Genomic DNA, 24,436 nt, shown 5'->3' with positions numbered 1-24,436 from the left:
CCGATGGTCCGTCGGCGTGCTTTCCCCCGGCATCGGTGTGAACAGCGATGACAACAGGCGTTATGCACATTTCTCGGCTCCCGCGAGCAACTCAGTCCTCCTCGGCTCGAGCGCGGTTGAGCACCTCCTCGATGCGCAGGGGGTTCGACGGGTGGTGGGTCAGGCACAGCGGCGTCGCGACCTGCCGGAAGCCGAAGGCCTCGCCCGAAACGTAGAACTGGGCGCGTTCCAGGCGCGAGATGTCCGCGACCGGGCTGCCCTTCGCGCGTGCGAGTTCGTTGGCCGCGGCGATCTGCGCCGGGCTGTTGAGCCTGCCGAAGAACTGGGTCATCGCGTTGCCCGTCACCTGGTTGTGCAGGCCCTTCGGCGCCTGCGTGGCGAACAGCAGGCCCAGTCCGTACTTCCTGGCCTGCGAAGCGAGCACGATCGTGCTGCGGGTGCTCGCGGTGAGGCTGCCGGAAGCGGCGAGCGTCTGGGCCTCGTCCATCACGAAGAGCGCACCGAGCGGCCGGTCCCCAGCCGGGTTCCGCTTGATCCACGCGAACAACTCCATCTGCAGCTGGTTGACGAAGTTCTGCCGCTGCTCCTCCGCCGGCAGGCCGACGAAGCTGATCACCGACACCCTGGCGCGCTTGCCCGGCCCCGGCGTGAGCAGGCTGCCCGGGTCGACAGCCGTGCCGGTGCCCGCCAGCAGCGGGTCGTTCACCATGGCGGCCTTGAGCACCTCGGCCAGATCCGCGGCGATGCGCGGCGCGCCGTTGAGATTGCTGACCCCCTCCGGCAATTCCTCGAGCAGCGCGATCAGCGCGGGCAAGCTGCGCGACCCGGTACGGGCGTGGTGCACGACCGCCTGCCGCAGCACGGCGAGACCGATTTTGACCTTCGCCGTGCCGCCGGTGAGCCGCGCCTGCGGTGCCAGCGTCGCCACGGCCACCTCCACCGCGGCACCGAATTCGTCCTCGTCGTTCAGCACGCCTTCGAAATCCGGCAGTGGCTGGAAGGCCAGCGGCCTGCCGGTGGCCCGGCCGGGTGTCCACACGACCACGTCCGTGTCCGCCAGGTACCGCTCGGCCAGCGACGCGTCGTCCGGTCCCCAGCCCGCGGGCGGGCTCGGCCACGCGTCGCCGAGGCGGGCGAGGTCGTTGTTCGGGTCGAGCACGATCGCGGACACCCCGCGCAGCGCGCACTCCTCCACGATCCGCCGCAGCAGCACGGTTTTCCCCGACCCCGACCCGGCGAACACCGCCGCGTGCTTACGCAGGGCCGAAAGTTCGAGCCGCACCGGTTCTCCGGTCCCGACGACCGTGCCCAGCGTGATCTCGTCCCCGGCGGGCGGCGGGTGCGAGCCGTTCCCGCGGTCCTCAGTGGACACTTCGGGCAACACGGCCGAAAGCAGTTCCGACCGCCCGGCAGGCCGCCGATCGACCAGCCACTCGTGCAGATCGGCGCCGCTCTCGGCGAACATCTTGTCCAGCGCCCAGAACGTCCGCATGTCCTCGTCGGAAAGCTTGAGGTGCTTGCCTCCCGCGGCTTTGAACGCCGCCAGCTCCGCCTGTGTCTTCGCCCCCTTCGACCACGCCGAGTTCCGGACCAGGATCAGGTGCCGGTTGCCCGCACCCGGCCGCAGTCCGATGGCCGAGCGCGCCTTCCGCAACCGGTGCAGCACGGAAATGGGATGCGGAGCGGCGATCGACCGGAAAGCCCAGTGCTCCTCCAGATCGGAGGCCTCGTCGAGGGTTCTGGTGAGCCGCGCGTGCAGCTGCCCCTGCTCGTCCTGCGGAGGACGATTCCATTCCACGTCGTCGTTGCCGACCTCGGTGATCCATCCCCGCAACGCCGCCGAGAACAGAACCGGCATGACTTCGTCTTCGGTGTCCGGGTCGAGCAACCTCGACGGATCGGCTTCAGCGTGCAACTTCTCGAACTTCTCATCCAGTTCGGCGAAGCGATCCGGTACCGGCACGGAACGCGGCGAAACCGGCGCCTGGCTGTCGAACGAGGCCAGCTCGGTGACCACCCCGGCACGCAGGCAACCGTCGATATGCGCACCGATCCGCTGCAGCAGCTCACGCGGGGTCCACTGGTCCCACTCCCCTTCGAACGCCGACGCCGCGATCGGCCAGGTCGGGTGCGGCGGGGTGAACCCGACCGCCTGGTACGCCACGCCGAGCCGCTTCTCCACCAGCGCGCGGCCGAGGTCGGCGGTCGGCACCCGGCCGAGCGTCAGTGATTCGCGGAACCGGTCCGGCACCGTGTCCGCTGCCTGGTCCTTGATGTGCATCCAGGTGTTGGGCAAGCACATGAGCACGGTCATCGTCCGGTGAGTCACCTCGCGCAACCGCATCAGACCGTCGGCGATCTGCGCCACCAGCACCTGCTCGCCGCCGGAGTCCGGCTCGCGCTGCGCGGAGTACGCGATCAGCGTGTCGAGCTGGTCGACCCCGATCACGATCGGCCCGGTCAGCGCCAGCAGCCGGGTGATGTCCCGCACCTGGTCCATCGGCGGTTTGGGTGAGCGGCGGATACCCCATTTCCGCCGCTCACCCGGCTTGTACTCGTCGGAGCCGTCCAGGTAGTAGTCGGCGACGTCGCTGGTGGCCGTGTCGTCGCTCGCGTAGAGCACCAGCGCTCGCGCCACGTCAGCGCATTCGACGGCCGCCGCCCGGTCCAGGCGGCGCAGGCCCACGAGGAACTCGTCGACGTCGTTCTTGGTCAGCCCGCGCCCGTTCAGGATCCGCCCGGTCACCTCACCGCTGATGCTCGCGCTCAGGCACACCCGCCGGAGGAAGCTCACCAACTGCGAAACACCCGATTCGTCCCGCTGCAGCAGACCGCGTCGCAGTGCCTGCGCGGTGTCGTCCCAGAAGGCGTCCCCGGTGGTGAGGTCGTTGAGGAAGAAATACCCGCGGGCGCCGTGCACGTGACGGCGGACCAGCCCCAGCAAGTGCGTCTTGCCGACACCCTTCTTCCCCTGGAGCACAAGCCCGATCGGGCTGGGACCGTTGCTGGCCGAGGCGTTGCGGATGCCGACGTCGACCGCCGCCAGCACGTCGGTGTGCAGGCCGTCGACGTGGTACGGCGAATCACGCCACACGTGGTCGGGGGTGTCGGCCCAGTCGAGGTGCAGTGCCGACAGCACGGCCAGCCGGTCCATCACGGCACCTCGATCTTGAGCAGATGGCTGTCATCACCGCCGATGCGGATCGCCGCCTCGTGGTCGGCGGCGGTGAGGGCCTTGCGGTCGGAGTCGGGTGCCAGGTGCCACCGCCCCTGACCGCTCAGTGCCTTCAGCACCGCGTCGACCTTCTTCCGCGGTGCCTCACCGAGCTTCTTCCGCACGTCGACTAGTCCCACCCACTCCCGCGAAGTACCGGCCAGCTGCCGGTAGGCCTCCCGGATCCGGCGTTCGATCTCCTCCTCGGTCAGCTCCACCTCGGGCGTGAACAGGTGCGCCAGTTGCAGCCCCTGCCGCCGCAGGTACTCGTCGAAACCGCCGAGCAGCACGTACAAACCGTTGATCAGGTTGCTGCGCGAGTTCGGCGGCGGCGTTTTCACCCCCATTTCCTGGCCACACCAGTTCCACCCGCTGTCGGTCAGCTCGTGGCTGTAGGAGCGCCCGACCTTCCTGCTGTTGACGTAGCCGAGATCGTTGAGCTGCCGGCGGACCTCACCGGTGAGCGTGAAGCCCACGACGGTCTCCAACTCCGGGTTGGACACCTCGCGCGCGAGCACCATCAGCGTGAACATCGCCGCGGTCTGCTTGTGTCCCAATCGGTCGGCCATCCTGCTCCCTTTCACCGGGTGAACGAAACTGACTAGTCACGACGCCCGTCGACCGCGCGTGCTTCGAGCACCCGCAGCGCGAAGGCGATCTCTCTCGTCGTGGCCGCGGACGCGGTGCGGAAACCGCCGTCGCGCGTGAAAGCACGTGGCCGGATGACCATCGTCAAGTCGGCGGCGAGCTCCTTCGCCCGCACCGCGTCGCCGTCACCGATCGCGACCACCAGGTCCTGGACCACTTCGTCGACCAGTTCCCACAGCACCGGGCGAAGTTGCGCTTGCGCCACCTGCCGCAACACGCTCGCGAGGTCGACCTCGCCGGTGTCGACGAGCGAGGTGTGGCCGTTGAGCTGACCTGCCAGGTCGCGCGCCACCTCGGCTGGGCCGCGGGACCGCCCCAGCCGCAGGTACCGCAGGTTGCCGAGGTAGCCCGGCAGCGCGTTGGGCTCCGCGTCCTCGGTGAGCACGGGGATGAGCCGCCGGTTCTGCCCCAGCGTCCGGTGCAGGAACAGTTCGACCTCGGCCTCCTGCCAGCGGCTCACCTTCCGGTCGACGATCAGGCACAGGTGCCGGGCGTCGTCGTCCCTCTTGGTCAGCAGCGACCGGTCACCCGACATGGACTTGCCGACGCTCAACCCCCGCAGTTCCAGCTCGCCGACCAGTTCCTTCGCAACGTCCAAAGTGGACCGCTGGGTACTGATCCTCAGGTCGTAGAGGAAGTCGCGCTGCACCGTGCGTGCGGATGCGACATAGGCGTCGCGGTTCTCCGCCAGCAGGTCGGTGCGGTCGAGCTGGTGCGCGATGACCGCCGCCAGCGTCTCCAACGCGAAGCCGATCTGGTCGGCGCCGGGACTCGACTCGAACAGGACCGGCAGTTGCTCGCCGAAACTCCAGTAGGAGACGTAGGGCAGGGTGAGATGCCGGGACATCACCTCGGGCGGAACGGCACGGTGGAGCCAATCGCTGAACAGGCCTTCGGTCAGCTGGACGGCGGTCTCGCGCCACTTCTCCGAGCGGTCGTATTCCTCGCGGGTGTCGAACCGGGACAGCACGGGCAACACCGGCAGCCGGGGCCGGTCGAACGGCAGGCGGTCGCGGGCCGCGTTGGCCCGCTGCGCGATGTCGAGCGCGCCGCGCAGGCTCTGCATGTTCGCGGTGTACAGCACCACCAGCTGGTCCGGAAGGTGCGCGGTGCAGATGCCGCCGATGTCGGAGATACCGGTGCGGCTGTCGAGCAGGACGTAGTCGTAGTCGGCGGTCCACCGCTCTCGGCACTGCTCGAGGTAGTCACCGAAGCCTTGCTCGTACAGGCTTTCCCAGTCGATGGCCTGGAGCCGGGGCGCGTAGTCGACGTCGTCGCGGCCGGCGGCGATGAAGTCGAGCGTTCCCTCCGCCGTCAACGGGGTGACATGGCTCCCGGGACGGATGGTGTCCGCGAGAAAGTCGTCGACCAGATCGATCACGCCGCCGGCGGGTTCTTCCCGCAGCAGCGGCCGGAAGTAGTCCGGCAGGCCGGGCGCTTCGAGGTCCCAGTCCACGCACAGCACCCGATGTCCCCAGCGGGCCAGCAGGACCGCGATGTTGGCCAGCGTGAAACTGCGGCCGACACCGCCCTTGAACGAGTAGAGGGTGACCACTGTGCCCGGCATCGGTCAGAACCTCGGCAGCCGGGACGCGGGCGGCTGGGCGGGGACCGGGGTGACCACCGGCCAATCGGCCTGCCACTCCGGTGCCAGCTCGATGAGTTCTTCCAGCTCCTCGGCGATCCGCGTCACTTCGGTGTGGAAGTCGAGGTAGTCCATGGACACCTGGAAGTGCTCGTAGGGCTTGGCCCAGGCCCTGAAGTCCTGCATGCGCCGTTCGTGGGCCCAGTCGGGAAAGTTCTTCGAGTCGCAGAAAATGACCGGGTAGATCAGGTTTCGCACGGTTCCCGCCAGTTCCTCGCGCTTCGCCATCGTGTACCACTCCGCCAGGCACCACTCGTCGTAGAAGTACTTGGGCGAGCACACCGGGACCAGGATCCGGGTGCGCAGCAACGCTTTTCGAACCTCGTCCGGCCAGCGCGCGCCGCCGCCGACGTTCACGTCGCAGAACACCCGCGCCTCGCGGCTCAGGTGCAGGTCCAGCAACTCCACCAACCGGGGGTGGAAGTGCGTGTGCACCCACGCCGGCACGGCGTGATCCGCGCGCCGATAGCTGATGAAAACGTCGTATTCGTACACCGGTGCGGACGCTCCTCGGGTACCCGATCATCGGATCGGCCGATCGTAAGTCGTCGTCGCCGACGAGAAACAGACGAGAAACTTGACAGAACCTGGACAGATCACGCCTGCCCGGTACCACCGCCGCGCCGATGGCAAAGAATGTTTCCCACGCAGGCGCCGATCACCTGGGAGTTCCGATGTCCGGCCAAGAAGCACCGCGACTGTTCGTCACCTACGCGCACGATTCACCGGAGCACAAGGAACGCGTGGAGCGCTTCGCGAGATTCCTGCGGGTCCGCGTCGGCTTGGACGTACACCTGGACCAGTGGTACGACAACCTGCGGCGCGACTGGTCGGCCTGGGCCGTCGAGCAGTTGAACGAAGCGGACTTCGTCGTGGTCATCGCTTCGCCGGACTACAAGCGCCGGGCCGACGGCGCGGCGGCACCGCATGACGGGCGGGGTTCGCAGTTCGAAACGGCGATGCTCCGCAACGAGCTGACCAAGGACCTGCGCGCCGCGACGGAACGCATCCTGCCGGTGGTGCTGCACGGCCGGTCGGCCGACGAAATCCCCACGTTCCTCAACGCATACTCCACCACGAGGTTCCACGTCGACAGCTTCACCGACGAAGGGGTGGCCGAGCTGCTGGCGGCGATCACCGGGCAGGGCCCGCACCCGATGCCCGAACGAGGCGAGTGGCGGGGTGGCGCCGCCGCGTTCGGGCACCGGGTGCTGCTGGCGAACGGTTTGCCCTGGTTGGCGGGCAGCGCGCACGTCCGCTCGGCCACGGCGCACATCAACGGTGTGGCGTACGCAGACAGCGTCGTGCTGCGACCGATCTCGGGTGAGGTGGAGCCGCTGGGCTTCGTCGAACTCGACCTGGGCGCCGAATACCGGCGGCTGACCGCGGTCGTCGGCGTGCTCGACGATGCCGACGAACCGTTCCAGGTCGGGCACTTCCGCATCTACCTCGACGGCAGTCAGCACCAGGAATACCGGGCGGCCTTCGGCCAGCCGGTGGCGGTTGACGTCGACGTGACGGGTGCGCTGAAGTTACGCCTGGAAATGTCGCGCCCGGGAGCCGGGGCGTCCCCGGCGCACTCGCCGAGGAACACCTTCCGGCCGGGCCGGCCTCCGGAGCTGGCGTGGGGGAATCCGAGCCTGTCCCCCTGAGCGCCGGAGGCCGGCCGGTCCTACTCACAGCCGATCACGAACAGGTCGTCCCAGAGCGCGGTGACCGTCCGTCGCGTGCTGTGCAGGACGTTGTCGAGCAATATCAGCGCGCACGCATCCCGGCTCCTGGCCGACTCGCCGTTCCCGAGTGCGGCCCGCGCCTTCTCGTACGAAGTGCGCAACAGATGGGGCTGGACGATGGTCACCTTCGTCCGGTCGGTGGCCACCCTGGCCCTGAGTTGGTGGACGAATTCCGCACTGGTGATCCGGTTGCCCGCGTACCAGGCGGCGGGGGCCTGGATGCGCGGCGTACTCAGGCGGTCCACCAGCAGGTCCGTGTCGAGCAGCCGGATGTTCTTCTCCGCCTGGCTGACCACCTGTTCGAACGGCGTCACCGCGATGCGCCTGCCGGGACCGGCGTGGTGGGCGGCCTTGACGTGGATGGCGGTCAGCGTGCCGTCGTCGGTCAGATGCAGGAAGTCGGCGATCTCACCGGCCCCGTCGTCGCACAGCAACCAGCCGGTGCTGAACCGTCGGACGACCCACGCGAACAGCGAGTCGTCCCCGTTGGTCGCGATCGCGTTGTGGATCGCCTGGTCACCCCGCGCGTTCGGCTTCTCCTTCATGATCGCGAACCCGGAGAAGTCCTCGAAGAGCAGATTGGGGAACGGACTGGACGCCAGGTTCTGCCGAACCACCTGGCCGTTGTCGAACAGATGTCCCGACTCGTAGTACACGGTGACCAGGTCTTCTTCCGCGATGGCCGCCTTGACCTCGCGGGCGAGGGCCTCCGCCGAAGGTTCCCCGCTGTATCGCACGTCGAGCTGGACGCGTTCGCCGTTCTTGACCGGCTTGAGCACCAAGGTGCCCGCTACCGCTCCCTGCCGACCGACATCGACGAACGCCTGGGCAGAAGCCGCGTCACCACGAACCGCGATGATGGCCGAGCGCACGAATTCGGCCTGCTCGTCCCGGTCGTCCGCGGCAACCGGATCACCGTGCACGTGCTCGGGATCTCGGACCATGACCTCGAAGGCTCCGCGCACCCTGTCAAGCTCGGTCTCGGGCACAGCGAGTTCCGAGAACTGGGGCGCGGGGTCCTCCCCCGCGCTCAATGCTTTCTCAACCGTGTCGAGCACCTCGCTCACCGCCGCGAGGAACATCGCGAAGTGCGAGGTCCGCTTCCACCAGACCCGGGAGTTGGCAGGCGAAACGGTGATCAGGTCACGTAACAGGGCGTTCTCGTCCTCCGGCAGGTAAGCGACCTTGGCGGCCGACAACGCGTAGGTACCGTCCTCGATGGAATTCAGCGTTTCCTGAACGCGCATCCCGCCCAGCGCCTTGCTGTCCGGCTTGGTGCGGCGCGGGCGGTGCACTCCACGCAGCCACAGCATCTTGCCGTCACCGCGGAAGGTGTCAGCCAGCCGGACCGCCGGGACGAGCCGGAACGGCGCCGCCTCCTGGCGGATCCAGTGGCTGATCCGGTTGTCCGTGGTGATCGTCGAATACACCGCGACCAGTCGGTTGCGCCGAACCGCGACGGACAGTTGGTTGAGCACGTCGGCGAAGCCCGCATCCCGCTCCGCCCAGCTCGGAACCCGCCTCACCTCACGTGCGATGCCGACTACGTGCTCGACACCCAGCCCTTCCACCGCGCCGATGTCTTCGTCGAGGTCGCCCGGCCGCAGAGCCACTTCGGCGAGGAGCCGGGCTTCGTCCGCCCGCCCAGGATCGAGCGCGGTCCTGCGCAGGAACCGGCGCAGGGCATCGAAGGCCACTTCCGGATCCTCGGCTGCGCATTCCAGCAGTATCACCGAAAGATAGGGTTTCAGGTCGGCCAGATTCAACTTCGGCAGCGGAACTTCCATGCTTTCATGGGTCATGCCCCCGGAACGTAGAGAGAAGCCCACGGCCGACGCCAGCACAAAATGGCAAAGCGCCATTATTGACCCATACTCGTCCCACCTGTCATGTTTCTGACCACAAGTCCTTGATGCGGTCGACGAGTCCATTCTTTCCGGATTTGGCAGCCAGTTCACACAATTCCGACACGTTCACCGCGAGATCCAGCTGACGCGCGGTACGGCCGACCCACGTTTCGACGTCGCTCGCGGTGATGCGCGACCGGGGCGTCAGATAGAAATCAGCGCGTCGCAGCAGAGTGCGTTCCCGAGCCGCCTTGTCATCGCAGCGGAGACGGACCACACAGGTGGTCAACGCTTGGAAGGAGCCGAGCAAGTTCAGCGGCAGCGGCCCCACCGGCTTGAATGCCTCCGACGGCAGGGTGAGCTGCCAACTACCATCGTCTTCCCTGGCCGGTCGGAACTTCTCCAGCCCCTTCCGCCGCAACCATGCGGCGATCTGCTCTTCCGGTGACTCCGATCCGTTGGCGATTTCTTCCCGGTTCAGGAGGCCGGAGATCTCCGCACTATCCTCGCAGAGTTCGGTCAGCTCGGGATCAGCCCCGTCAGCAGGCTGACTGTAGGCGAGATAGCGTGGCCGACCGTTCTTTTCGATCGCGCGCACAACGTACAGTGGCAAGTAGACCAGATCTTCACCGAGGCTTTGCGCCTGCGCTATCCGAACCGGCAGGTTGTAGCGTTCCCGGTCAGCGTGGTTGGCCAGTTCCGCCAACGCCTCCCGCCGGAACCCGCTCTGCACGCCGAGCATGAGAAACCGCCGGTAACCACCGGATGCCGCCGCCCGTACCTCGGGCAGCGAGAGCAAACGAGCGGAACTGGCATCGTAGTAGGCTTTTCCGAGCGGTCGCGAGCGGAACGCGTCGAAGTAGAGCTTCCGGCGATCTTCCCTGGTGAGCTTGTAGCACACCTGGTCGCGCTGGGAGTCGAGGCCGAGCCGAGTGAGCCGCAGTCTGCCGTCGTGCCAGGTGACGTGCCCGATCGCGGCCAGGAACCGCAGCGCGCGATCGACGATCGGGGGGTCCAACGCGAAGAACCGGGCCAATTCGTCCACATTGCCCAGGTCGCCTTCGACGATCCCGCGCTCGATGAACCGGTCGATCAGCTGGTAGGGCTCCTCCTCCACGACCACCGCCTTGATCTCGACCTGCCAGACGGGCAGCAGCAGAGCGAACAGCCGCATCGGCTGGAGGCCTCGGCCGAAAGCGTCCTCCAGTACGCGCCATTCCGGGTAGGGCAGCAACGCGGTCCCGCGGGTCAATCCCTCAGTCCTTCCAGCCGGGCGGCGAAATCGGCAGCTTGGTGCACGTCACCGGTGGCGCGAATGTGGTCGCGCAACGAGTGGGCCAGCTCCCGGAACCGGGCATCATCGGCACGCAGCAACATCTTCATGTCGCCGACCAGCACCAACTGCCGCTTGGCCCGGGTGAACGCGACGTTCGCCCGGCGCAGCTCGTCGAGGAACCCGATCCGGCCGTCCGAGTTGCTCCTGGTGAACCCGTAAAGGATCACGTCGCGTTCCCCGCCCTGGAACGAGTCGACGGTGCCGACGCTCATGGCGATCGCGTCGGCGTCGTGGATCCGCGCCAGCAACTGTTCCGAGATCAGCTTCTTCTGGGCCGCGTAGGGCACGATCAACGCCCATTCCGCACCGCGGCGGTGGTAGCGCTCCGCAAGCAGGACCAGTAGCTTCGCCTCCACGTGGTTGACCCAGCCACTCCGCCGATTCCCCGGCACTGCCGGCGATTCCGCGCGCTGCCGCTCCGGCAGTCGACAGGTGTCCACGAAGGCGAGCGGGCTGGCGAACAACGACGCGTCATGGGTCCGGACCACTTCCGTCCTCAGCATGCCGTCGTAGAACATGTCGGAGACGAAGTCCGCGATCACCTCCGGCATGCGCCGTTGCCGAGTCAGCTGAACGATGTGGCTGTCCGGTAGCCGGCCGACGAGCAACTCGAGCGCACTCGTGGAAAGCAGGGCTGCGACATCGCCATCGGCCGTCTCGGCAGCCCAATCGGCGACCTCGTGCTCCACCACCGGTGGGAGCTGCCGGTGATCACCGACCAGCACCGCGCGCTTCGCACGCACGAGCGGCACCAGCAGGTCGGCCGTGCCGATCTGCCCGGCCTCGTCGACGATCGCGAGATCGAATTCGACCCCGGCGATCTCCCGGCGCGACGCCGCCCCCACACAGGTCGCGCCGATCACGTCGGCGTAACGGATCAGTTCGGGATAGAGCTGTTCGACCGAGCCGGACACCTCGGCGTGCCAGCTCTCGAGCAGCGCTGCTCGCGCCTTCAGCCTCGCCAACCGCTGCCCCATCCCGGCGTGCAGGCTCCGCGCTGCCCCCAGAACCGCCACCGCGTCTCCTTGGAACGGGAACGGGAGGGTATCCACCGGCGCGAGCGCTGCGCCGATCAGCTGAACGGCGTCGACCACACCGGCCCGGTGCCGGACGATCTGCTGCTGAACCTCAGCTGCCGCGGCCGTCGCCGCGCGCACCTCGGGCGCGTCCCGGGTCACAGCGACCAACTCCGCTTCCGCATCAGCCACGGCAGCTCGAACCTGGTTCACCACCTCCGTCATCTCGGCTGCCCGCGCCCGCAACGTCCCGATTCGCCGGGCCCGACCGCGAGCCGCCGCCCGCGCCCAGGCACGGAACGGCGGCCACCATCGGCGTGCACGAGCGCGGCCGTCGCGTCGCAACGCCCGGTCGATCTTCGCGTTTTGCCGAACTACCCGCTCTCCCTGCCTCGCCGCGTCGGCGCTCAGCTCGGTCACTCTCGCCTGTGCTGGACCACCTGCCGCGCGGCGAAGCCGGTCCAGCTCGGAGTTCGCTGAGTCCCAGTTACGCAAGGCCTCGCCCAGTGCCTCGGTCCGGCGGTCGAGTTCCGGCACCCACTGGCCGGCGGTCTGCAAGCCCGCGTATCCGCGGAGCGCGCCGGCCACCGAGCCGATGACCTCGCCGCGCAGGTCGGCGGCCAACTGCTCGAGCAGGAACGGAACGGCCTCGCGATCGACCTTGCCCTCGTTGCCGACGCGCACCACTACGACGTCACTCGGGAGCTTGGCCAGTACGTTGTCCACCGCCCGGTTCGTGTGCGAGGCGACGAGCACCGGTCCGCGGGACCGGTCCAGCGCCTGCGCCAGCGCGATCTCACAGATCGTCCGCGTTTTGCCGGTACCGGGCGGTCCGAGCACCAGCATGAGGTCCTGCACTCCGAGCGACCTGCGGAACGCGGTGAGCTGGTCTTCATCCAGGCCTTCCCGCGGCACCACCTGGACTGTTCGAAGTGGCTGGACGCGGTTCTCCACCAGCACGGACAACAGGGTCGGGTGCCGAGACTCCCGAGTCCGCAGCATCTTCACCGCCTCACGTCGCTTGGCGTGTACGACGCCGTTGGTCGTCTCCTCCAGCTCGCCCTGCCGTGGCAAGCGGCCCCAATCGACCGGTTCGTCGAACCGGACGACCACCCGGTCGTCGTCAATCCGGATCACCTGGCCGCGGGGACCCAGATCGGTCCGCACCGCGACGAACTGCTCACGTTCGGGGAGTCGGTCGCCCACCACCGTGAAGGCATAGTGGGCCGCCCCGCTGAACCGCCGCTCCCCCACGGCCGCGATCTCCCGATACGGGTACGTCGGGGCAGCCACCACCTTCTCCCGACCGATCCGCTGCGTTGCGTCGATCACGCGGGTGAGCGTGTCAAGATAAGCGGTCTGCGCATCGCTGAGTGCCGGGCTCTCTCGTCGGTCGCCCAGTTGCTTCACCAGTTCCGCCCAGCGGGATTGGACGTGCTCCCACTGCGCGTGAAACCCCTCCCGCACCGCGCGCAGTTCGAATACCGCGTGCCAATCGGCGCGCAGCAGTAGACACCCCTGTGCCAATCGATCGTGGTCGGTCAACCGCAACGGATTGACCGCGGCCACCGTGTACGCGTCCCCAGACCGGCTTTCGAACAACCGCACCACGTAGTCGCGGCTGTACAGCAGCAGGCTCCGGTCGCCGCCGTTCCACGGTTCCTCCACTCGCGCGGCGACGCCCTGCGGGCGGGTGTTCAACTCGGCGACGACCTCCGAAACCCCACGCGGCATACCCGGGTACTCATCGACCAGCCGACGAAGCTTTCCTTCCAGCGGCCGCCCGGGCACCAACGCGATCGGCATCGGCAGATCCACTACGGAAAACAACCCCGCTCCCTCCTCGTCAACGGTGTCATCCCGCGCGTTCGAGCGCGACGGCGAGATCGGCGACGCTGGGCCGCCCAGCCGTGTCGGTGGCGAGCCCCGCATCGACCGCTGCCGCCGTCTCAGGTGGCAACGCGAGGGCGAAAGCACGCAGCGGCACGGGGTTCGACCGAGTCGGAGAATGCCCGGTCGCCAGGTGGTAGACCACAGCGGCGACCTGGTAGACGTCGGTCCACGGACCGACCTGTCCCGGGCGGCGCCGCCCCTGTTCCGGCGCCCGATACGCGCTCGGTCCTTCTCCCGGTTCGAACGGAGCCGCGGCCAAGCCCAGATCACGAAGTGCGAGCCGCCCGTCGTCGTGCCGGAAGATCCCAGCCGGCGACAGGTACCGATGCGGCGTGTTCCGGTCGTGCATGACTGCCAGGAGATGGCACAGCCCGGCGAGCGCACGCAGAAATCCCGTGATGCGCAGACCGTCGGGGATTTCGCCGGGGTCGGGGAGGAACAGGTCGAGCGTGTCGCACGGACCACCGCTCCTGGACGACGGCCAGGCAGTCGCCAAGGTGGTCGTCTCGGCGTCCTCGGCCAGCTCGAGCAGCCTGGGCATGCCACGCCGCTGACCGGTCGGCGCGGCGAGCAGGTCGCGTTCACGGGTCAGCGCGGCCAGGGCGGTCGCGACCGTCGGTGTTTCCTGCCGGACCTCGACCTGCCGAAGCCAGACATGCTGGTGCGGTGAGCCGAGCCGTAGTGCTCTGGCGTAGCGGTGTACCGCGGCTCCGTCCGGAGTGGTCCGCTCTTCGAACAGGTCACCGTGGACCAGGTAACGCCGGCCACCGATCGCGGCTTCGCAACCGGCGCGCAGTCGTGGCGCCGGGCTCGGCGGTTGCTGGTCCTTCACGACCAGGATCGGTTCCGCACCGGGAACAGGCGGCAAGAAGGTACCGAGTGGTGGCATCACGTGTTCAGGTGCGCCGTGCAACACCCGAAGCAGACCCCGGACTCCGTCGAGGGTGAATTCGTGGATCGGGTAGTAGGTGGCCGAGTAGGCGCAGAGCGCCGGCGGAATTTCCTCAGCGGACCGACCGGGCAGCAGCACCGGGAGGATCCGGCGGGTCGCATCGGCGAGATCCCGCCCGATCCTGTTGTTGATCAACGCGTTTTCGAGCCCGGCCAGCACTCCGTCCCCGAGCCGCCCGTACTCGGGCGAGGCGATCACCAGGATGAAGTCGGACGACTCGAACTGTTCCACCGTCCACGCAACGCGATCCCGCCGGATGTCCCCCGCCCACACGTCGAGCCGCGCGTCGACCCCGGCCTCGCCGCGGAGGAACGTGATGAAGTCGATGACGAGAGCCTGGTGCTCCGGCGAGTCGCTGGCGTAGGAGACATGCACTCGGGGCGAGGATTCGCCCGCACCCGATTCCGAAACCATTGCCGCCCCTCCTCCGCCAGCCCTGATCAGTCGTACCGCAACCGCGGGCGGATCACCAAACAAGGCTCGGCATTGTTATCGTGCGCCATGCCCTTCCGCGAACACCCACCGGTATTCGTCTCGTACACTCATGACAGCGAGTACCATTGCCGGCGCGTCGAGGACTTCGCTTCCTTCCTGGCGGGCAAAGGCATCGAACCGATCATCGATGTCTGGGCGAATGTGCGGCGGAAAGACTGGTACGCGTGGATGCTGACCGGGCTGGAGGTGTCCAGCCACGTAATCGTCATCGCCTCGGAAGGTTACCGCCGGATGGGTGATGGAACTGGACCTGCCGACCGGAACCGCGGCGGGCAGTGGGAGGCCGCCCTGCTGCGCGATTTCCTCCAGGGAGACCGGCCGGGCTGGACGGCGAAGATACTACCGGTTATCTTGCCTGGTCAGCACATCGACGGGATTCCTCGGTTCCTCCAACCCTATGCGGCCGATCATTACGTAGTAACCGAGTTCACCGAGGCAGGAGCGGAGCAGCTGCTGCGTGCCATCACCGAGCAGCCTGGCCACGTCCCTCCACCGCTGGGACAGCGCCCTCATCTACCGCCTCGTTCCGGGCCAGGTGCCCAGCCGGAGCTGAGGTGATGGCGTCGGCCAGGTCCAGGGGGCACCAGCGAACTCCGTAGGCGAATCCGGGCTCCAAGTCGTGGAATTCGGTGTAAACCTCACCCGAGGCATCCGGGCTCAACACGTCACCGATTACCGAGGGGTTCTTGGCGTCCTCCTGGAAAGCCTTGTCCAGACGCCGGACCTCCCACGGCACCGGACGAGCGAACCGGACGTGCAGTTCGAACGAGTCGACCGGATGTCGCGGTACGCAAACGTAATGCGGGTAGCGCAGCACGGCCCGGAAACGCAGGGTGATGTCGTGCCGCTGCCCGCGGCGCAGCGGAGCGGGCAGCTTCAACGTCAAGCGGACCCGGTCGCTGGATTCCATCGCCCGGCCGACCAGCATGCCACCGTGGAAGACATCCACCTGGAGATCGTCATACCCCACCGAGCCGGTCTGCCCGGCCGAGGCGGTCAGCGTCAGTGCGAGGTCCAGTTCGGTGATGTCGTCGGCGTCGGCGATTATCCGGCGGAATTCGAACGCTTCCGGAACCGGCTGGTCCAGTGACAGCGTCACCCGCAGGCTTTCGGTGTGCCAGCTGCGGCTCGGGTGCCCTGGCCGCGCCGCCGGGTCCGGGGCGAAGGCCAGTTCCGCGACCTGCTCGATGCCTTCGTCGATGCGACGGCGGATCGTCCGGTCGTCGCGGTTCAGTTTTCTGGCGGCCCAGTGGACCCGCTCCTGGTAGAACGGGTTCCGCGCCTGCTCGTGCAGGCCCATGGCGGCCAGCACCACCGTGTTCAGGTCGGCGGGCAGCGGGGCGATGAGCGCGTGCAGCCGGTCGGTGACCTTGCGCCGGATCTCCGCGACGTCCTCACCGTCGGAAATCTGGCAGACCTGCCGCAATGCCGGGCCGACGCGTTGCCCGAGCCGGGTCGCGGAAATCCCCCGCCCCTTCCGCAACAGCTTCAGTTCCTGCACCAGCAGCGTCGCGCTCACGTTCACCCAAACCTCCCACGCGGCTCCTACGAAGCACTCATACTCGCCACCGCCACGCACCGTGTCCAGCCGGTCAACCAGCGCCATTCAGGATCGTTATGCCGTGCCTTACTCCCGGGAAGAAGGCGCGGGCAGGAAACAATTTCCGACGGCTTTGCCGAAGACGATCTGCACTAGTTCGTTTGCCGGAGCCGGGGCAGGATCCTGCTCGCCGACGGCGCCGCGTCGCGACGTGCCGTCCGGCACCACAAAACCGGCCGGGAACAACAGAAAGGCCGGACGCCCGCGATCGGATTCGAACGCGGACGCCCGGCTTCGCGGGAAATCTCAGTGGCAGGTCAGCAGGCTGAGAGTGCTGGCGTGGCAGCCCACGAGCAGGCTCACGTGCGAGCAATGAGCGACGTCCGGCGATGGGTTCGCATTGTCGGTGTCGACGGCTTGAAGTGCTTGCAGCTCGAGAACCGCCTCCATGGCAATCCCTTTCTTCTGGCCTTTGCTGAACCGGTCGACGACAAACTTTAGAACCTGAATTCACCACAGGCAATGACGTCGCGGATTCTCGCGCTTCCTTCACTCAATCGGGAGAGCTTGGCGACCATTCGGCGAAGTCACCGATGCGGGTCACCCGATTCACCCGGATGCCGCAACACGGGAACGAAGCCGACTTGTGACGTGGATCAACTGTACCGAAATGGGGAGCACTTCTGCTCTCGACCGGGTGGACGTTGCCGCGGCCGGGGGTGCGCCGAAGTCACCCTCACCGGCGCTGGTGCGCCCGGGTGCACCGACGACACCGCGAAGGCCCGCACTCGTGACCACCGGGCGGACGAACCGCCGCCACGGCAAAGGCTCACCGCAACCCCTAGTGAGTCCGGCCCGGACGGTCGGCCATCGGCCCGCCCGGAGATCGCGGGGCCCCCTAAGACCGCCCCCTAGGGCTCGATATTCGTTCGTGAAACCGGTGCGCCGCAATAGTGTCCGGAGGGAATTCGGGAAGGAGAACAAAATGACGACGTTGTTCGAGGACGAGCACGTTCGCCGTTACGAGGAGACCGACGGCGAAGTCGGCGAGGGCTGGGAAAACGCCCCCACCACGCTGATCCTCACCACCACCGGACGCCGGACCGGGGCCGCCCGCAAGCGCGCGCTGGTCTACCAGGACTACGACGGCGCCTACGTCGTGGTGGCTTCCCGCGGTGGCGCTGACCGGCACCCCGACTGGTACTTCAACCTGCTGGCCGACCCGGACGCGCTGGTCCAGGTGATGGCCGACAAGTTCCCCGTGCGGGCGCGCACCGCCGACGGCGCCGAGCGGGCCGCGCTCTGGGCCAAGATGACCGCGGCCTGGCCGGACTACGAGGAGTACCAGTCCAGGACCCAGCGCCAGATCCCCGTGGTCGTGCTCGAGCGGGTCTGACTCCGCTTCCCCGATTGTGAAATGGGTGCTGCAAGAATGAAAGGCATCGTGCTCGCCGGTGGCAGCGGAACTCGCCTCCACCCGACCTCGCTCGCGATCAGCAAGCAACTGATCCCGGTGTACGACAAACCGACGATCTACTACCCGCTCTCCACCCTGATGCTGGCCGGGATCACCGACATCCTGATCATCTCCAATCCGGACGACCTGCCGCAGTTCGAGCGGCTGCTCGGGGACGGCTCGCAGCTCGGCCTGCGGATCACCTACACCGCACAGGCGCACCCGAACGGCATCGCCGAATCGCTGGTGCTCGGCGCCGACCACATCGGCGACGACTCGGTCGCGCTGATCCTCGGGGACAACGTCTTCCACGGGCCCCGGTTCTCCCCCATGCTCCGGGAGATCTCGCGCTCGCTGGACGGCTGCGTGCTGTTCGGCTACCAGGTGCACGACCCGGAGCGCTACGGCGTCGGTGAGGTGGACGCCGATGGCAAGCTGATCTCCATCGAGGAGAAGCCGACGCGCCCGCGGTCCGACCGGGCCATCACCGGGTTGTACTTCTACGACAACAACGTCGTCGACATCGCCAAGAACATCCAGCCCTCCGCGCGCGGCGAGCTGGAGATCACCGACGTCAACCTGCGTTACCTCGCCGACGGCAAGGCCACCATGATCGACCTCGGCCGCGGCTTCACCTGGCTGGACACCGGCACCCCCGAGGCGCTGCTCTCCGCGAGCCAGTTCGTGCACGTGCTCGAAACCCGGCAGCAGGTCTACATCGCCTGCCTCGAGGAAATCGCACTGCGCATGGGTTTCATCGACGCCGACGCGTGCTACGAACTCGGCCTGAAACTGTCCAAATCGGACTATGGCCGGTATGTGATGAAGCTGGCCAAGAACTGGGGCGCGGGCAACTGAGGCCCTGATCGCTCCCGCACCGGAGCGATCAGGGCCGCTTTGCCGCCTGCCGCGTGGAACTCGGGCGGGCTTCCGCTCACGCCCGCGCGCGAACGGATTCCACCAGCGCCGCCTGCGTCAGGATCTCGGCGCCGGTGTCCGTGCCCGCCGCCACCGCGTCGGCGAAGGCGCGGAAGATCTTCCTGAACTGGTTGTCCGCGGGCAGCGCCCGCTCCTCGGTGGTGCCCTGCCGCTCCAGCAGCAGCGGCGGCGCCAGACCCGGCGGGGCGCTGTACACCCGCGAGAGGGTCAGCCTGCCCTCACTGCCCCACAGGGTGCAGGCACACCGGTACGCACGGCCGAAACCGAAGGAAAGCTGGGCGGGCACCCCGTCCGGCGAGGTCAGCAGCGCCGCCCCGCCGACGTCCACGCCGAGCGCGTGATCGGTGACCAGTGAGCCACCGGCCACCCGCAACTCCGGCCCGAGGAACAGGCTCGCCGCCCTGATCGGATAGACCCCGGCGTCGAGCAGCGCGCCGCCACCGAGTTCGCGCTGGTACCGGATGTCACCGGGGCTCAACGGCGGGAAGCCGAACTCCCCGGTGAACTGCCGCAGCTCACCGATCGCCCCGTCGGCCAGCAGCTCCCGCACCACCTCCAGCTGCCGGTGCCGCACGAACGCGAAGTTCTCCATCAGCACCAGGCTCCGCTCGCGCGCGTGGGCGACGAGCTTCTCCGCGTCGGCGAGACCGGTGGTCAGCGGCTTCTCCGCCAGGACGTGCTTTCCCGCGGCCAGCGCCCGGTGGATCCATTCCGCGCGCGGGCCCGGCGGCAACGGGACGTAGACCGCGTCGACGTCCGGCCGGTCCAGCAGCCGCTGGTAACCGGTGACCGGCGTGGTGCCGAACTCCGCGGCGAACTCGGCGGCCTTGTCCGCAGCGCGGCTGGCCACCGCCACCAGCTCCACGCCCGGCTCGGCGAGCAGGGCGGGGAGCGCGTGGCGGCGGGCGATGGCCGCGCAGCCGAGTACCCCGATGGTCAGTCGGCGCATGTCAGCCTCTTTCTTCGCGCGGCCGGTGGTTCACCACAGTGTGTGCATGCCGGCGATCAGCGTGCGTGCCTCGATGTTGACGTAACCGCTGTGCCGGATCAGCTCGGCGAGCTGGCCCATCGTGGCCCAGTGGTAGTTCGGCGGCGGAGTCTCGTCACGCACGTCGGCACCGACCTCGACCACCATGTACCGGTGCTGGGCGTGGTAGAACCGGCCGCCCTCCTCGGAAAGCACCGTGTCGTACCGGATCTGCTCCGGCTTGGCGGAGAGCACCAGGTCGAGGAAGCGCGGCCGGGCGGCCGACGGCAGGTCCCCGTAGCTCTCCGGAATGCCCTGCACGGTGGGGCTCAGCTCGGCGACGTCCCGCGTTCCCGCCTCGATCTTGGCCTGCACCAGCACTTCCAGCCTGCCGCGGGCCCGGCTGACCAGGAAAGCGACCACGCCCTGACCGTGCGGGGCGATCAGCGGCTGGTGCCAGCTCGCCACCTCGCGACCGGCCGAGCCCACCGAGATCCCGATCACGCTGAAGAACCGGCCGCTTCGGTGACTTACGTCCATTTCGGACCGTTTCCAGTCGGCGAGTTCCTTCAGCGGGACGGGATCGGCGGCAAAGACCGCGCTGCCCTTGATGTGGTTGAACCAGTTCTGCACTTCCAGCGTGTAGTCCTGGTCGGCCAGCGAGGCGAGCATGGCCGCGGAGAAGGTGTCGTCGCGGGCTTCCTTCTCGTTGGACAGCGCGTTCAGCGGAAGGTTGGACAGCACGCTGCGGGTGTTCATGTTGACCACGTTGTTCTCGTTCAGCAGCGTCCGCACCTGACCGAGGGTGAGCCAGCGGTAGGAGTCGTCGATCGGGATGTCCTCGGTCACCTCGACGATCATGTTCCGGTTGCGCTTCTTGTAGAAGATCGAGCACTGCTCGGACTGCAGCACGTCGACCAGCACCCGGCCGCCGGCGAGATCGGCGAAGTAGTCGAGGTGCCTGGTCGCCGAACCGCCGTGCACCCGGCGGTAGTTGCTGCGGGTGGCCTGCACGGTCGGCGAAAGCTGGACGGTGTTGACGTTGCCCGGCTCCATCTTCGCCTGCATCAGCAGGCAGAGCACCCCGTCGATCTGCTTGACCAGGATGCCGAGAATGCCGATCTCCGGCTGGTGGATGATCGGCTGGCCCCAGCTGGTCACCGGGGTGTCCGGGCTCTCCACCTTCAGCCCGCCGATGCGGAAGAAGGCACCGCTGTCGTGCCGGAGATCACCGGTGACCGGCGAGATGTTCCAGTCGTCCAGTTCCGCCAGCGGCAACCGGTGGATGGCAGGCGCGTCGTGCGCGGCCCGCTCGGCCAGCCACGCCCGCACGTCGTCGAGGCTGCCGGCCTGCGGACTGTGCATCGTCGCGGCCGATTCCAGGAACCTGCGGCCGATTCTGTCATCCGACCGTAGATAGGGCCTCAGTTCCGTGGCCGTACGGCGCATGGCATTCCTCCGATCATCGACGTCACGCCGCTCAGTGTGAACCGGCCCGCTCGCCGCCCGGTCGCAGCGAAATCCCGGCGGGAAACGGAAAATGCCTTCGACAGCGGGAAAAGTCGATCGCTCGTTCAGTGCGCGGCGAGCACACGGGAGCACAATCACCAGCGGAACCGCGCCAATTCCGAGGCTGGAGTGGAGAAAATGAAGGTACTGGTAACACCCCTGTTCATGAGTACCCACCTGACCGAGATGGTGCCGATCTGCTGGGCCCTGCGCAGCGCGGGCCACGAGGTCCTCGTCGCCGGTGATCCGGACATCCGGGTGGCCACGCTCAGCGCCGGCCTCAACTTCGCCGAGATCGGCAAGCCGGTGGACCTGTCCGGCGACAGCGACGTGGCACTCTCCCCCGACCTGTTCCCGGTCGAGGCCATGGCGAGCCGGACCACCGAGGAAGGCCGGATCTGGTGGGAGGAGTGCGCGAAGTCGTTCGTCCCGCACGCCGCCGGCCTGATCGGGAAGTACCTGGAACTGGCCGAAGACTGGCAGCCGGACCTGGTGCTGGTGGACAGCATGTCCTTGCTGGGCTGGCTTCTCGGTGCCGCGGTGAAGGCGCCCGCGGTGCACTACCACGCCTGCGTGGTGCCGCTCACCGGCCCGTTCGAGGAGAAGAGCCGCGAGCTGCTCGCGCCGGTCTGCGAGGAACTCGGCCTGCCCGGCCTCACCGAGCCGGACCTGGTACTCGACCCGGTCCCGGCGTCTCTGCAGGCCGTCGACGCCCGGCCGGGGGTGAAGATCCGGTATCTGCCCTACAACGGGACCGGCGTGCTCCCGGACTGGGTCCGCGAGCCGAAGACCAAGCCGAGGGTCTGCGTGACCTTCGGCAGCGTGACCGCGATGACCGGGCCGCGGCCGTTCCGCGCGGTGATGGACGCGCTGGAGGGAATTCCCGAGTCCGACGCGGAAATCGTGGTGACGCTCAGCCCGGCGAACCGGAAGCTGCTCGGCCCGTTCCCCGAGCACGTCAGGGTGGCCGAGTACCTGCCGCTCAACCTGTTCCTGGAAAGCTGCGACCTGGTGATCCACCACGGCGGCACGGCGACCGGGATGACCGCCGCCGCGCTGGGCGTGCCGGTGCTGGTGCTTCCCCAGTGGGGCAACAGTTTCGACTACGGCCAGGGCCTGGCCGACGCGGGCGCGGGGGTTTCGCTGGCCAGCCGCGCCGAGCAGGAGGACGTCGCCGGCATTCGCAAGACCATCACCACCATGCTGACCGACCCGAGCTTCAAGGCCGCGGCCGCGAAGATGCGCGCGGAGATGGAAGCGGCCGTCCCCCAGCATCGGGTCGCCCACGAACTGGGCGAGCTGGCCGCCGGACGACCGGCCTTCGCCGACGAGCGCTGAGCGCGGCCACCGGAAGTGACGCCGTGGTGGCGTCACTTCCGGTGGTACTTATCCACCGGCGGCGACCAGGCGTGGCGGCTCGACCGGCCCCGCGATCGATTTGGCCACTTCGGACAGCGGCGGGTGGAGCCGGTACCGGAGATCCGCGAAGTCGGTGGCGAAGCATTCGGGCTCGGCCAGCTGGAACTCCACCAGTTCCTCCAGCAGGGTCTCGGCGATTTCCTCGCTGGTGCCGAGCCTCCCGGCCACGTCCGGAATGGAGGCAGGGCCCTCGGCCGTCGCCAGCACCCCGAACACACGCCGGGCCGCGCCGGAAAGCAACTCGTGGCTGCGCCACACACTGTTGTGCAGGCTGGCCTGGCCGACCGATCGCCCGTGCAGCAGCCGCCTGCCGCTGTCGCGCAGCAACCACTCCACCGGCCAGTGCGGCCGGAGTTCCATCAGGCTCGCGGCCGTGCGCAGCAACAGGGGCACACCGTGGCAGTATGCGGCCAGTTCGTGCACGGCGAGCCGGTCGCCGGTACGCGCGCCGAGGCTGTCCTCGAGCACCCCGAGCGCTCCGGCTTCGGTCAGCGGGGGCAGCGTGACGGTCGCTGTCACGAACGGATCGGCCAGCCTGCGACGGCAGGCCATCACCACCGCGCTGCCCGGCGAGCTGGGCAGCAGGGCCCGCACCTGGTCCATCGCGACCACGTCGTCGAGCACCAGCAGCACCTGGAGATCGGCGGTCCACTCGCGGAACAGCGCACTTCGCTCCACTGTGGACTCGGGAATGCGCTGTGACGGCACGCCGAGGTCACCGAGGAGCCGCGCGAGCACGTCGTGCGGTGAGGCCACCGTGCCGTCGGCACCGTGCAACTGGACGTGGAACCGCCCGTCCGGATACGCCTCGCGCACCCGGTGCGCCAGGTGCACGGCGAAGGCCGACTTCCCGTTGCCCGGGCTCCCGACCACGGCCACCACCGCGGGTGCCTGATCGCCGTCCTGCCTGCTCAGCGCCCGTTGTGCCACGGCGAGTTGCGGTTCACGGTCCCGCAGTCCCGGCACGTCGAGGGAAAGCTGGTCCGGCACGCGTTCACGGACCGGCAGCCGGGCGACGGTCCGCCGCGGCACGGGTTCGGGTTCTTCGGCGGCGTTCAGCACGGCGTGGTGCAGGCGCTGCAGTTCGGCCGACGGTTCGAGCCCCAGTTCGTCGCCGAGCGACTGCCGGACGTGCTGGTAGACGCGGAGGGCTTCGGGACGCCGTCCGGAGCGGTGCAGGGCCAGCATCAGCTTGGCCTGGAACCCCTCGTGCGTCGGCTCCTCGGCCACCAGTCCGGTCAGTTCCTCGATCACCTCACCGTGCCTGCCCAGTTCGATTTCGAGGTCGAACCGCTGCTCCAGCACGCTTTTGCGCATTTCCTCCAGCCACACCGTGGCCGCGTGCGTGACCGGGCCGATCTCGATGTCGCTGAACAACGGACCGCGCCAGAGCCGCAGTGCCGTTCGCAGCGACTTGAGCGCGGCCTCCGGCTTGTCCGCCTTCAGCTCGCTCCGGCCCCGTTCGACCAGGGTGGTGAACCGGTTCGCGTCCAGCGCGCCGGGCGGGAGCAGCAGCCGGTAGCCGTTGCCCGAGGTGCACAGGGCCGCCTCCGACTCGTCGCCGGCGAACTCGCTGAGGCGGTAGTGCCGTCGCAGGCGGTAGATGTAGGTCTGCAGGCTGGTGCTGGCGCTGCGCGGGGGTTCACCGTCCCACAGTTCGTCCATCAGCTGCTGGTTCCGCACCACGGTGTTCGCCTGCACCGCGAGCAGCGCCAGCACCCGCCGCAGTTTGGGCGCCGAGGGAATGCCCGTGGTCCCGTCCCGGCTGACTTCGAACGGCCCGAGAATGTTCAGTCGCATCGGCAGTCCTTCCTCCACCGGCATTAA

General features: G+C 68.1%; 18 protein-coding genes. 5 read left to right on the top strand and 13 right to left on the bottom strand.

The window, feature by feature from the left end; genetic code table 11:
- Positions 1–91 precede the first annotated feature (91 nt).
- From YIM_RS11655 to YIM_RS11640, 4 genes are read right to left on the bottom strand one after another with little or no spacing between them, the layout of a single operon-like run.
- A complete protein-coding gene (locus YIM_RS11655; RefSeq protein ID WP_153030369.1) occupies positions 92–3,154 on the bottom strand; it encodes an ATP-binding protein in 3,063 nt (1,020 codons plus the stop codon).
- Positions 3,154–3,783 (bottom strand): hypothetical protein, encoded by a 630-nt coding sequence (locus tag YIM_RS11650; protein WP_153030368.1) that lies wholly within the window; start codon positions 3,781–3,783, stop codon positions 3,154–3,156. The genes YIM_RS11655 and YIM_RS11650 overlap by 1 nt, the downstream gene beginning before the upstream one ends.
- A gap of 32 nt (positions 3,784–3,815) precedes the next feature.
- Positions 3,816–5,429 carry a KGGVGR-motif variant AAA ATPase gene (locus YIM_RS11645; RefSeq protein WP_153030367.1) on the bottom strand — a complete coding sequence of 538 codons (1,614 nt, stop codon included), beginning with the start codon at positions 5,427–5,429 and terminating at the stop codon, positions 3,816–3,818.
- Positions 5,430–5,432: 3 nt separating this feature from the next.
- The gene (locus YIM_RS11640; RefSeq protein WP_153030366.1) at positions 5,433–6,002 is read right to left on the bottom strand and encodes a toll/interleukin-1 receptor domain-containing protein; all 570 of its coding nucleotides are present in this window, start codon (positions 6,000–6,002) and stop codon (positions 5,433–5,435) included.
- A 179-nt stretch (positions 6,003–6,181) separates the two neighbouring features.
- Here YIM_RS11640 and YIM_RS11635 point away from each other — a divergent pair, with 179 nt between their 5' ends.
- Complete coding sequence (locus YIM_RS11635) at positions 6,182–7,159, top strand: SEFIR domain-containing protein (RefSeq protein WP_194240124.1); 978 nt, start codon at positions 6,182–6,184, stop codon at positions 7,157–7,159.
- A gap of 20 nt (positions 7,160–7,179) precedes the next feature.
- On the opposite strand, the gene YIM_RS11630 is transcribed toward YIM_RS11635, so the two are convergent.
- The 4 genes from YIM_RS11630 to YIM_RS11615 all read right to left on the bottom strand — a co-directional run bounded on the left by YIM_RS11630 (position 7,180) and on the right by YIM_RS11615 (position 14,698).
- Positions 7,180–9,042 carry a hypothetical protein gene (locus YIM_RS11630; RefSeq protein WP_153030364.1) on the bottom strand — a complete coding sequence of 621 codons (1,863 nt, stop codon included), beginning with the start codon at positions 9,040–9,042 and terminating at the stop codon, positions 7,180–7,182.
- Between the two features lie 85 nt (positions 9,043–9,127).
- Positions 9,128–10,339, bottom strand: coding sequence for a hypothetical protein (locus tag YIM_RS11625; RefSeq protein ID WP_153030363.1), 1,212 nt, complete (start codon positions 10,337–10,339; stop codon positions 9,128–9,130).
- A complete protein-coding gene (locus YIM_RS11620; protein ID WP_194240123.1) occupies positions 10,336–13,269 on the bottom strand; it encodes a DEAD/DEAH box helicase in 2,934 nt (977 codons plus the stop codon). Before YIM_RS11620 ends, YIM_RS11625 begins: the two co-directional genes overlap by 4 nt.
- Before the next feature lie 25 nt (positions 13,270–13,294).
- Positions 13,295–14,698, bottom strand: coding sequence for an SEFIR domain-containing protein (locus YIM_RS11615; protein ID WP_153030361.1), 1,404 nt, complete (start codon positions 14,696–14,698; stop codon positions 13,295–13,297).
- Here YIM_RS11615 and YIM_RS50005 point away from each other — a divergent pair.
- Complete coding sequence (locus YIM_RS50005) at positions 14,654–15,337, top strand: SEFIR domain-containing protein (RefSeq protein ID WP_153030360.1); 684 nt, start codon at positions 14,654–14,656, stop codon at positions 15,335–15,337. The genes YIM_RS11615 and YIM_RS50005 overlap by 45 nt on opposite strands.
- On the opposite strand, the gene YIM_RS11605 is transcribed toward YIM_RS50005, so the two are convergent.
- The gene (locus tag YIM_RS11605) at positions 15,243–16,304 is read right to left on the bottom strand and encodes a hypothetical protein (protein WP_228004679.1); all 1,062 of its coding nucleotides are present in this window, start codon (positions 16,302–16,304) and stop codon (positions 15,243–15,245) included. The two genes, YIM_RS50005 and YIM_RS11605, sit on opposite strands and share 95 nt — an antisense overlap.
- Positions 16,305–16,625: 321 nt before the next feature.
- On the bottom strand, positions 16,626–16,769 hold the full coding sequence (locus YIM_RS50000) for a SapB/AmfS family lanthipeptide (RefSeq protein WP_153030359.1): 144 nt from the start codon (positions 16,767–16,769) through the stop codon (positions 16,626–16,628).
- 535 nt (positions 16,770–17,304) lie between these two features.
- Here YIM_RS50000 and YIM_RS11595 point away from each other — a divergent pair.
- Positions 17,305–17,715, top strand: a complete 411-nt coding sequence (locus YIM_RS11595) for a nitroreductase family deazaflavin-dependent oxidoreductase (RefSeq protein ID WP_153030358.1) — start codon at positions 17,305–17,307, stop codon at positions 17,713–17,715.
- Between the two features lie 36 nt (positions 17,716–17,751).
- Entirely contained in the window at positions 17,752–18,633 is an 882-nt protein-coding gene (gene rfbA, locus YIM_RS11590; RefSeq protein WP_153030357.1) for a glucose-1-phosphate thymidylyltransferase RfbA, read from the top strand.
- Positions 18,634–18,709: 76 nt separating this feature from the next.
- On the opposite strand, the gene YIM_RS11585 is transcribed toward rfbA, so the two are convergent.
- Entirely contained in the window at positions 18,710–19,663 is a 954-nt protein-coding gene (locus tag YIM_RS11585) for a Gfo/Idh/MocA family protein (protein WP_153030356.1), read from the bottom strand.
- Positions 19,664–19,693: 30 nt separating this feature from the next.
- Positions 19,694–21,046: an NDP-hexose 2,3-dehydratase family protein gene (locus YIM_RS11580; protein ID WP_228004678.1), complete on the bottom strand. Its 1,353-nt coding sequence runs from the start codon at positions 21,044–21,046 to the stop codon at positions 19,694–19,696.
- Positions 21,047–21,355: 309 nt separating this feature from the next.
- On the opposite strand from YIM_RS11580, the gene YIM_RS11575 reads away from it, so the two are divergent.
- Entirely contained in the window at positions 21,356–22,528 is a 1,173-nt protein-coding gene (locus tag YIM_RS11575; RefSeq protein ID WP_194240121.1) for a nucleotide disphospho-sugar-binding domain-containing protein, read from the top strand.
- Between the two features lie 48 nt (positions 22,529–22,576).
- On the opposite strand, the gene YIM_RS11570 is transcribed toward YIM_RS11575, so the two are convergent.
- A complete protein-coding gene (locus tag YIM_RS11570; protein WP_194240120.1) occupies positions 22,577–24,409 on the bottom strand; it encodes an AfsR/SARP family transcriptional regulator in 1,833 nt (610 codons plus the stop codon).
- Positions 24,410–24,436: the final 27 nt, after the last annotated feature.

The organism is Amycolatopsis sp. YIM 10, from assembly GCF_009429145.1.
Lineage (GTDB): Bacteria > Actinomycetota > Actinomycetes > Mycobacteriales > Pseudonocardiaceae > Amycolatopsis.
The sequence above is the reverse complement of the archived record's forward strand: the minus strand, read 5'-3'. Positions and strand labels throughout refer to the sequence as shown.

What these genes read in the sequence shown, in the direction of transcription:
- YIM_RS11655 (WP_153030369.1), bottom strand. Translation starts at nt 3,154, where the DNA reads ATGGACCGGCTGGCCGTGCTGTCGGCACTGCACCTCGACTGGGCCGAC.
- YIM_RS11650 (WP_153030368.1), bottom strand. Translation starts at nt 3,783, where the DNA reads ATGGCCGACCGATTGGGACACAAGCAGACCGCGGCGATGTTCACGCTG.
- YIM_RS11645 (WP_153030367.1), bottom strand. Translation starts at nt 5,429, where the DNA reads ATGCCGGGCACAGTGGTCACCCTCTACTCGTTCAAGGGCGGTGTCGGC.
- YIM_RS11635 (WP_194240124.1), top strand. Translation starts at nt 6,182, where the DNA reads ATGTCCGGCCAAGAAGCACCGCGACTGTTCGTCACCTACGCGCACGAT.
- YIM_RS11630 (WP_153030364.1), bottom strand. Translation starts at nt 9,042, where the DNA reads ATGACCCATGAAAGCATGGAAGTTCCGCTGCCGAAGTTGAATCTGGCC.
- YIM_RS50005 (WP_153030360.1), top strand. Translation starts at nt 14,654, where the DNA reads ATGCACTCGGGGCGAGGATTCGCCCGCACCCGATTCCGAAACCATTGC.
- YIM_RS11615 (WP_153030361.1), bottom strand. Translation starts at nt 14,698, where the DNA reads ATGGTTTCGGAATCGGGTGCGGGCGAATCCTCGCCCCGAGTGCATGTC.
- YIM_RS50000 (WP_153030359.1), bottom strand. Translation starts at nt 16,769, where the DNA reads ATGGAGGCGGTTCTCGAGCTGCAAGCACTTCAAGCCGTCGACACCGAC.
- YIM_RS11595 (WP_153030358.1), top strand. Translation starts at nt 17,305, where the DNA reads ATGACGACGTTGTTCGAGGACGAGCACGTTCGCCGTTACGAGGAGACC.
- rfbA (WP_153030357.1), top strand. Translation starts at nt 17,752, where the DNA reads ATGAAAGGCATCGTGCTCGCCGGTGGCAGCGGAACTCGCCTCCACCCG.
- YIM_RS11585 (WP_153030356.1), bottom strand. Translation starts at nt 19,663, where the DNA reads ATGCGCCGACTGACCATCGGGGTACTCGGCTGCGCGGCCATCGCCCGC.
- YIM_RS11580 (WP_228004678.1), bottom strand. Translation starts at nt 21,046, where the DNA reads ATGCACAGTCCGCAGGCCGGCAGCCTCGACGACGTGCGGGCGTGGCTG.
- YIM_RS11575 (WP_194240121.1), top strand. Translation starts at nt 21,356, where the DNA reads ATGAGTACCCACCTGACCGAGATGGTGCCGATCTGCTGGGCCCTGCGC.
- YIM_RS11570 (WP_194240120.1), bottom strand. Translation starts at nt 24,409, where the DNA reads ATGCGACTGAACATTCTCGGGCCGTTCGAAGTCAGCCGGGACGGGACC.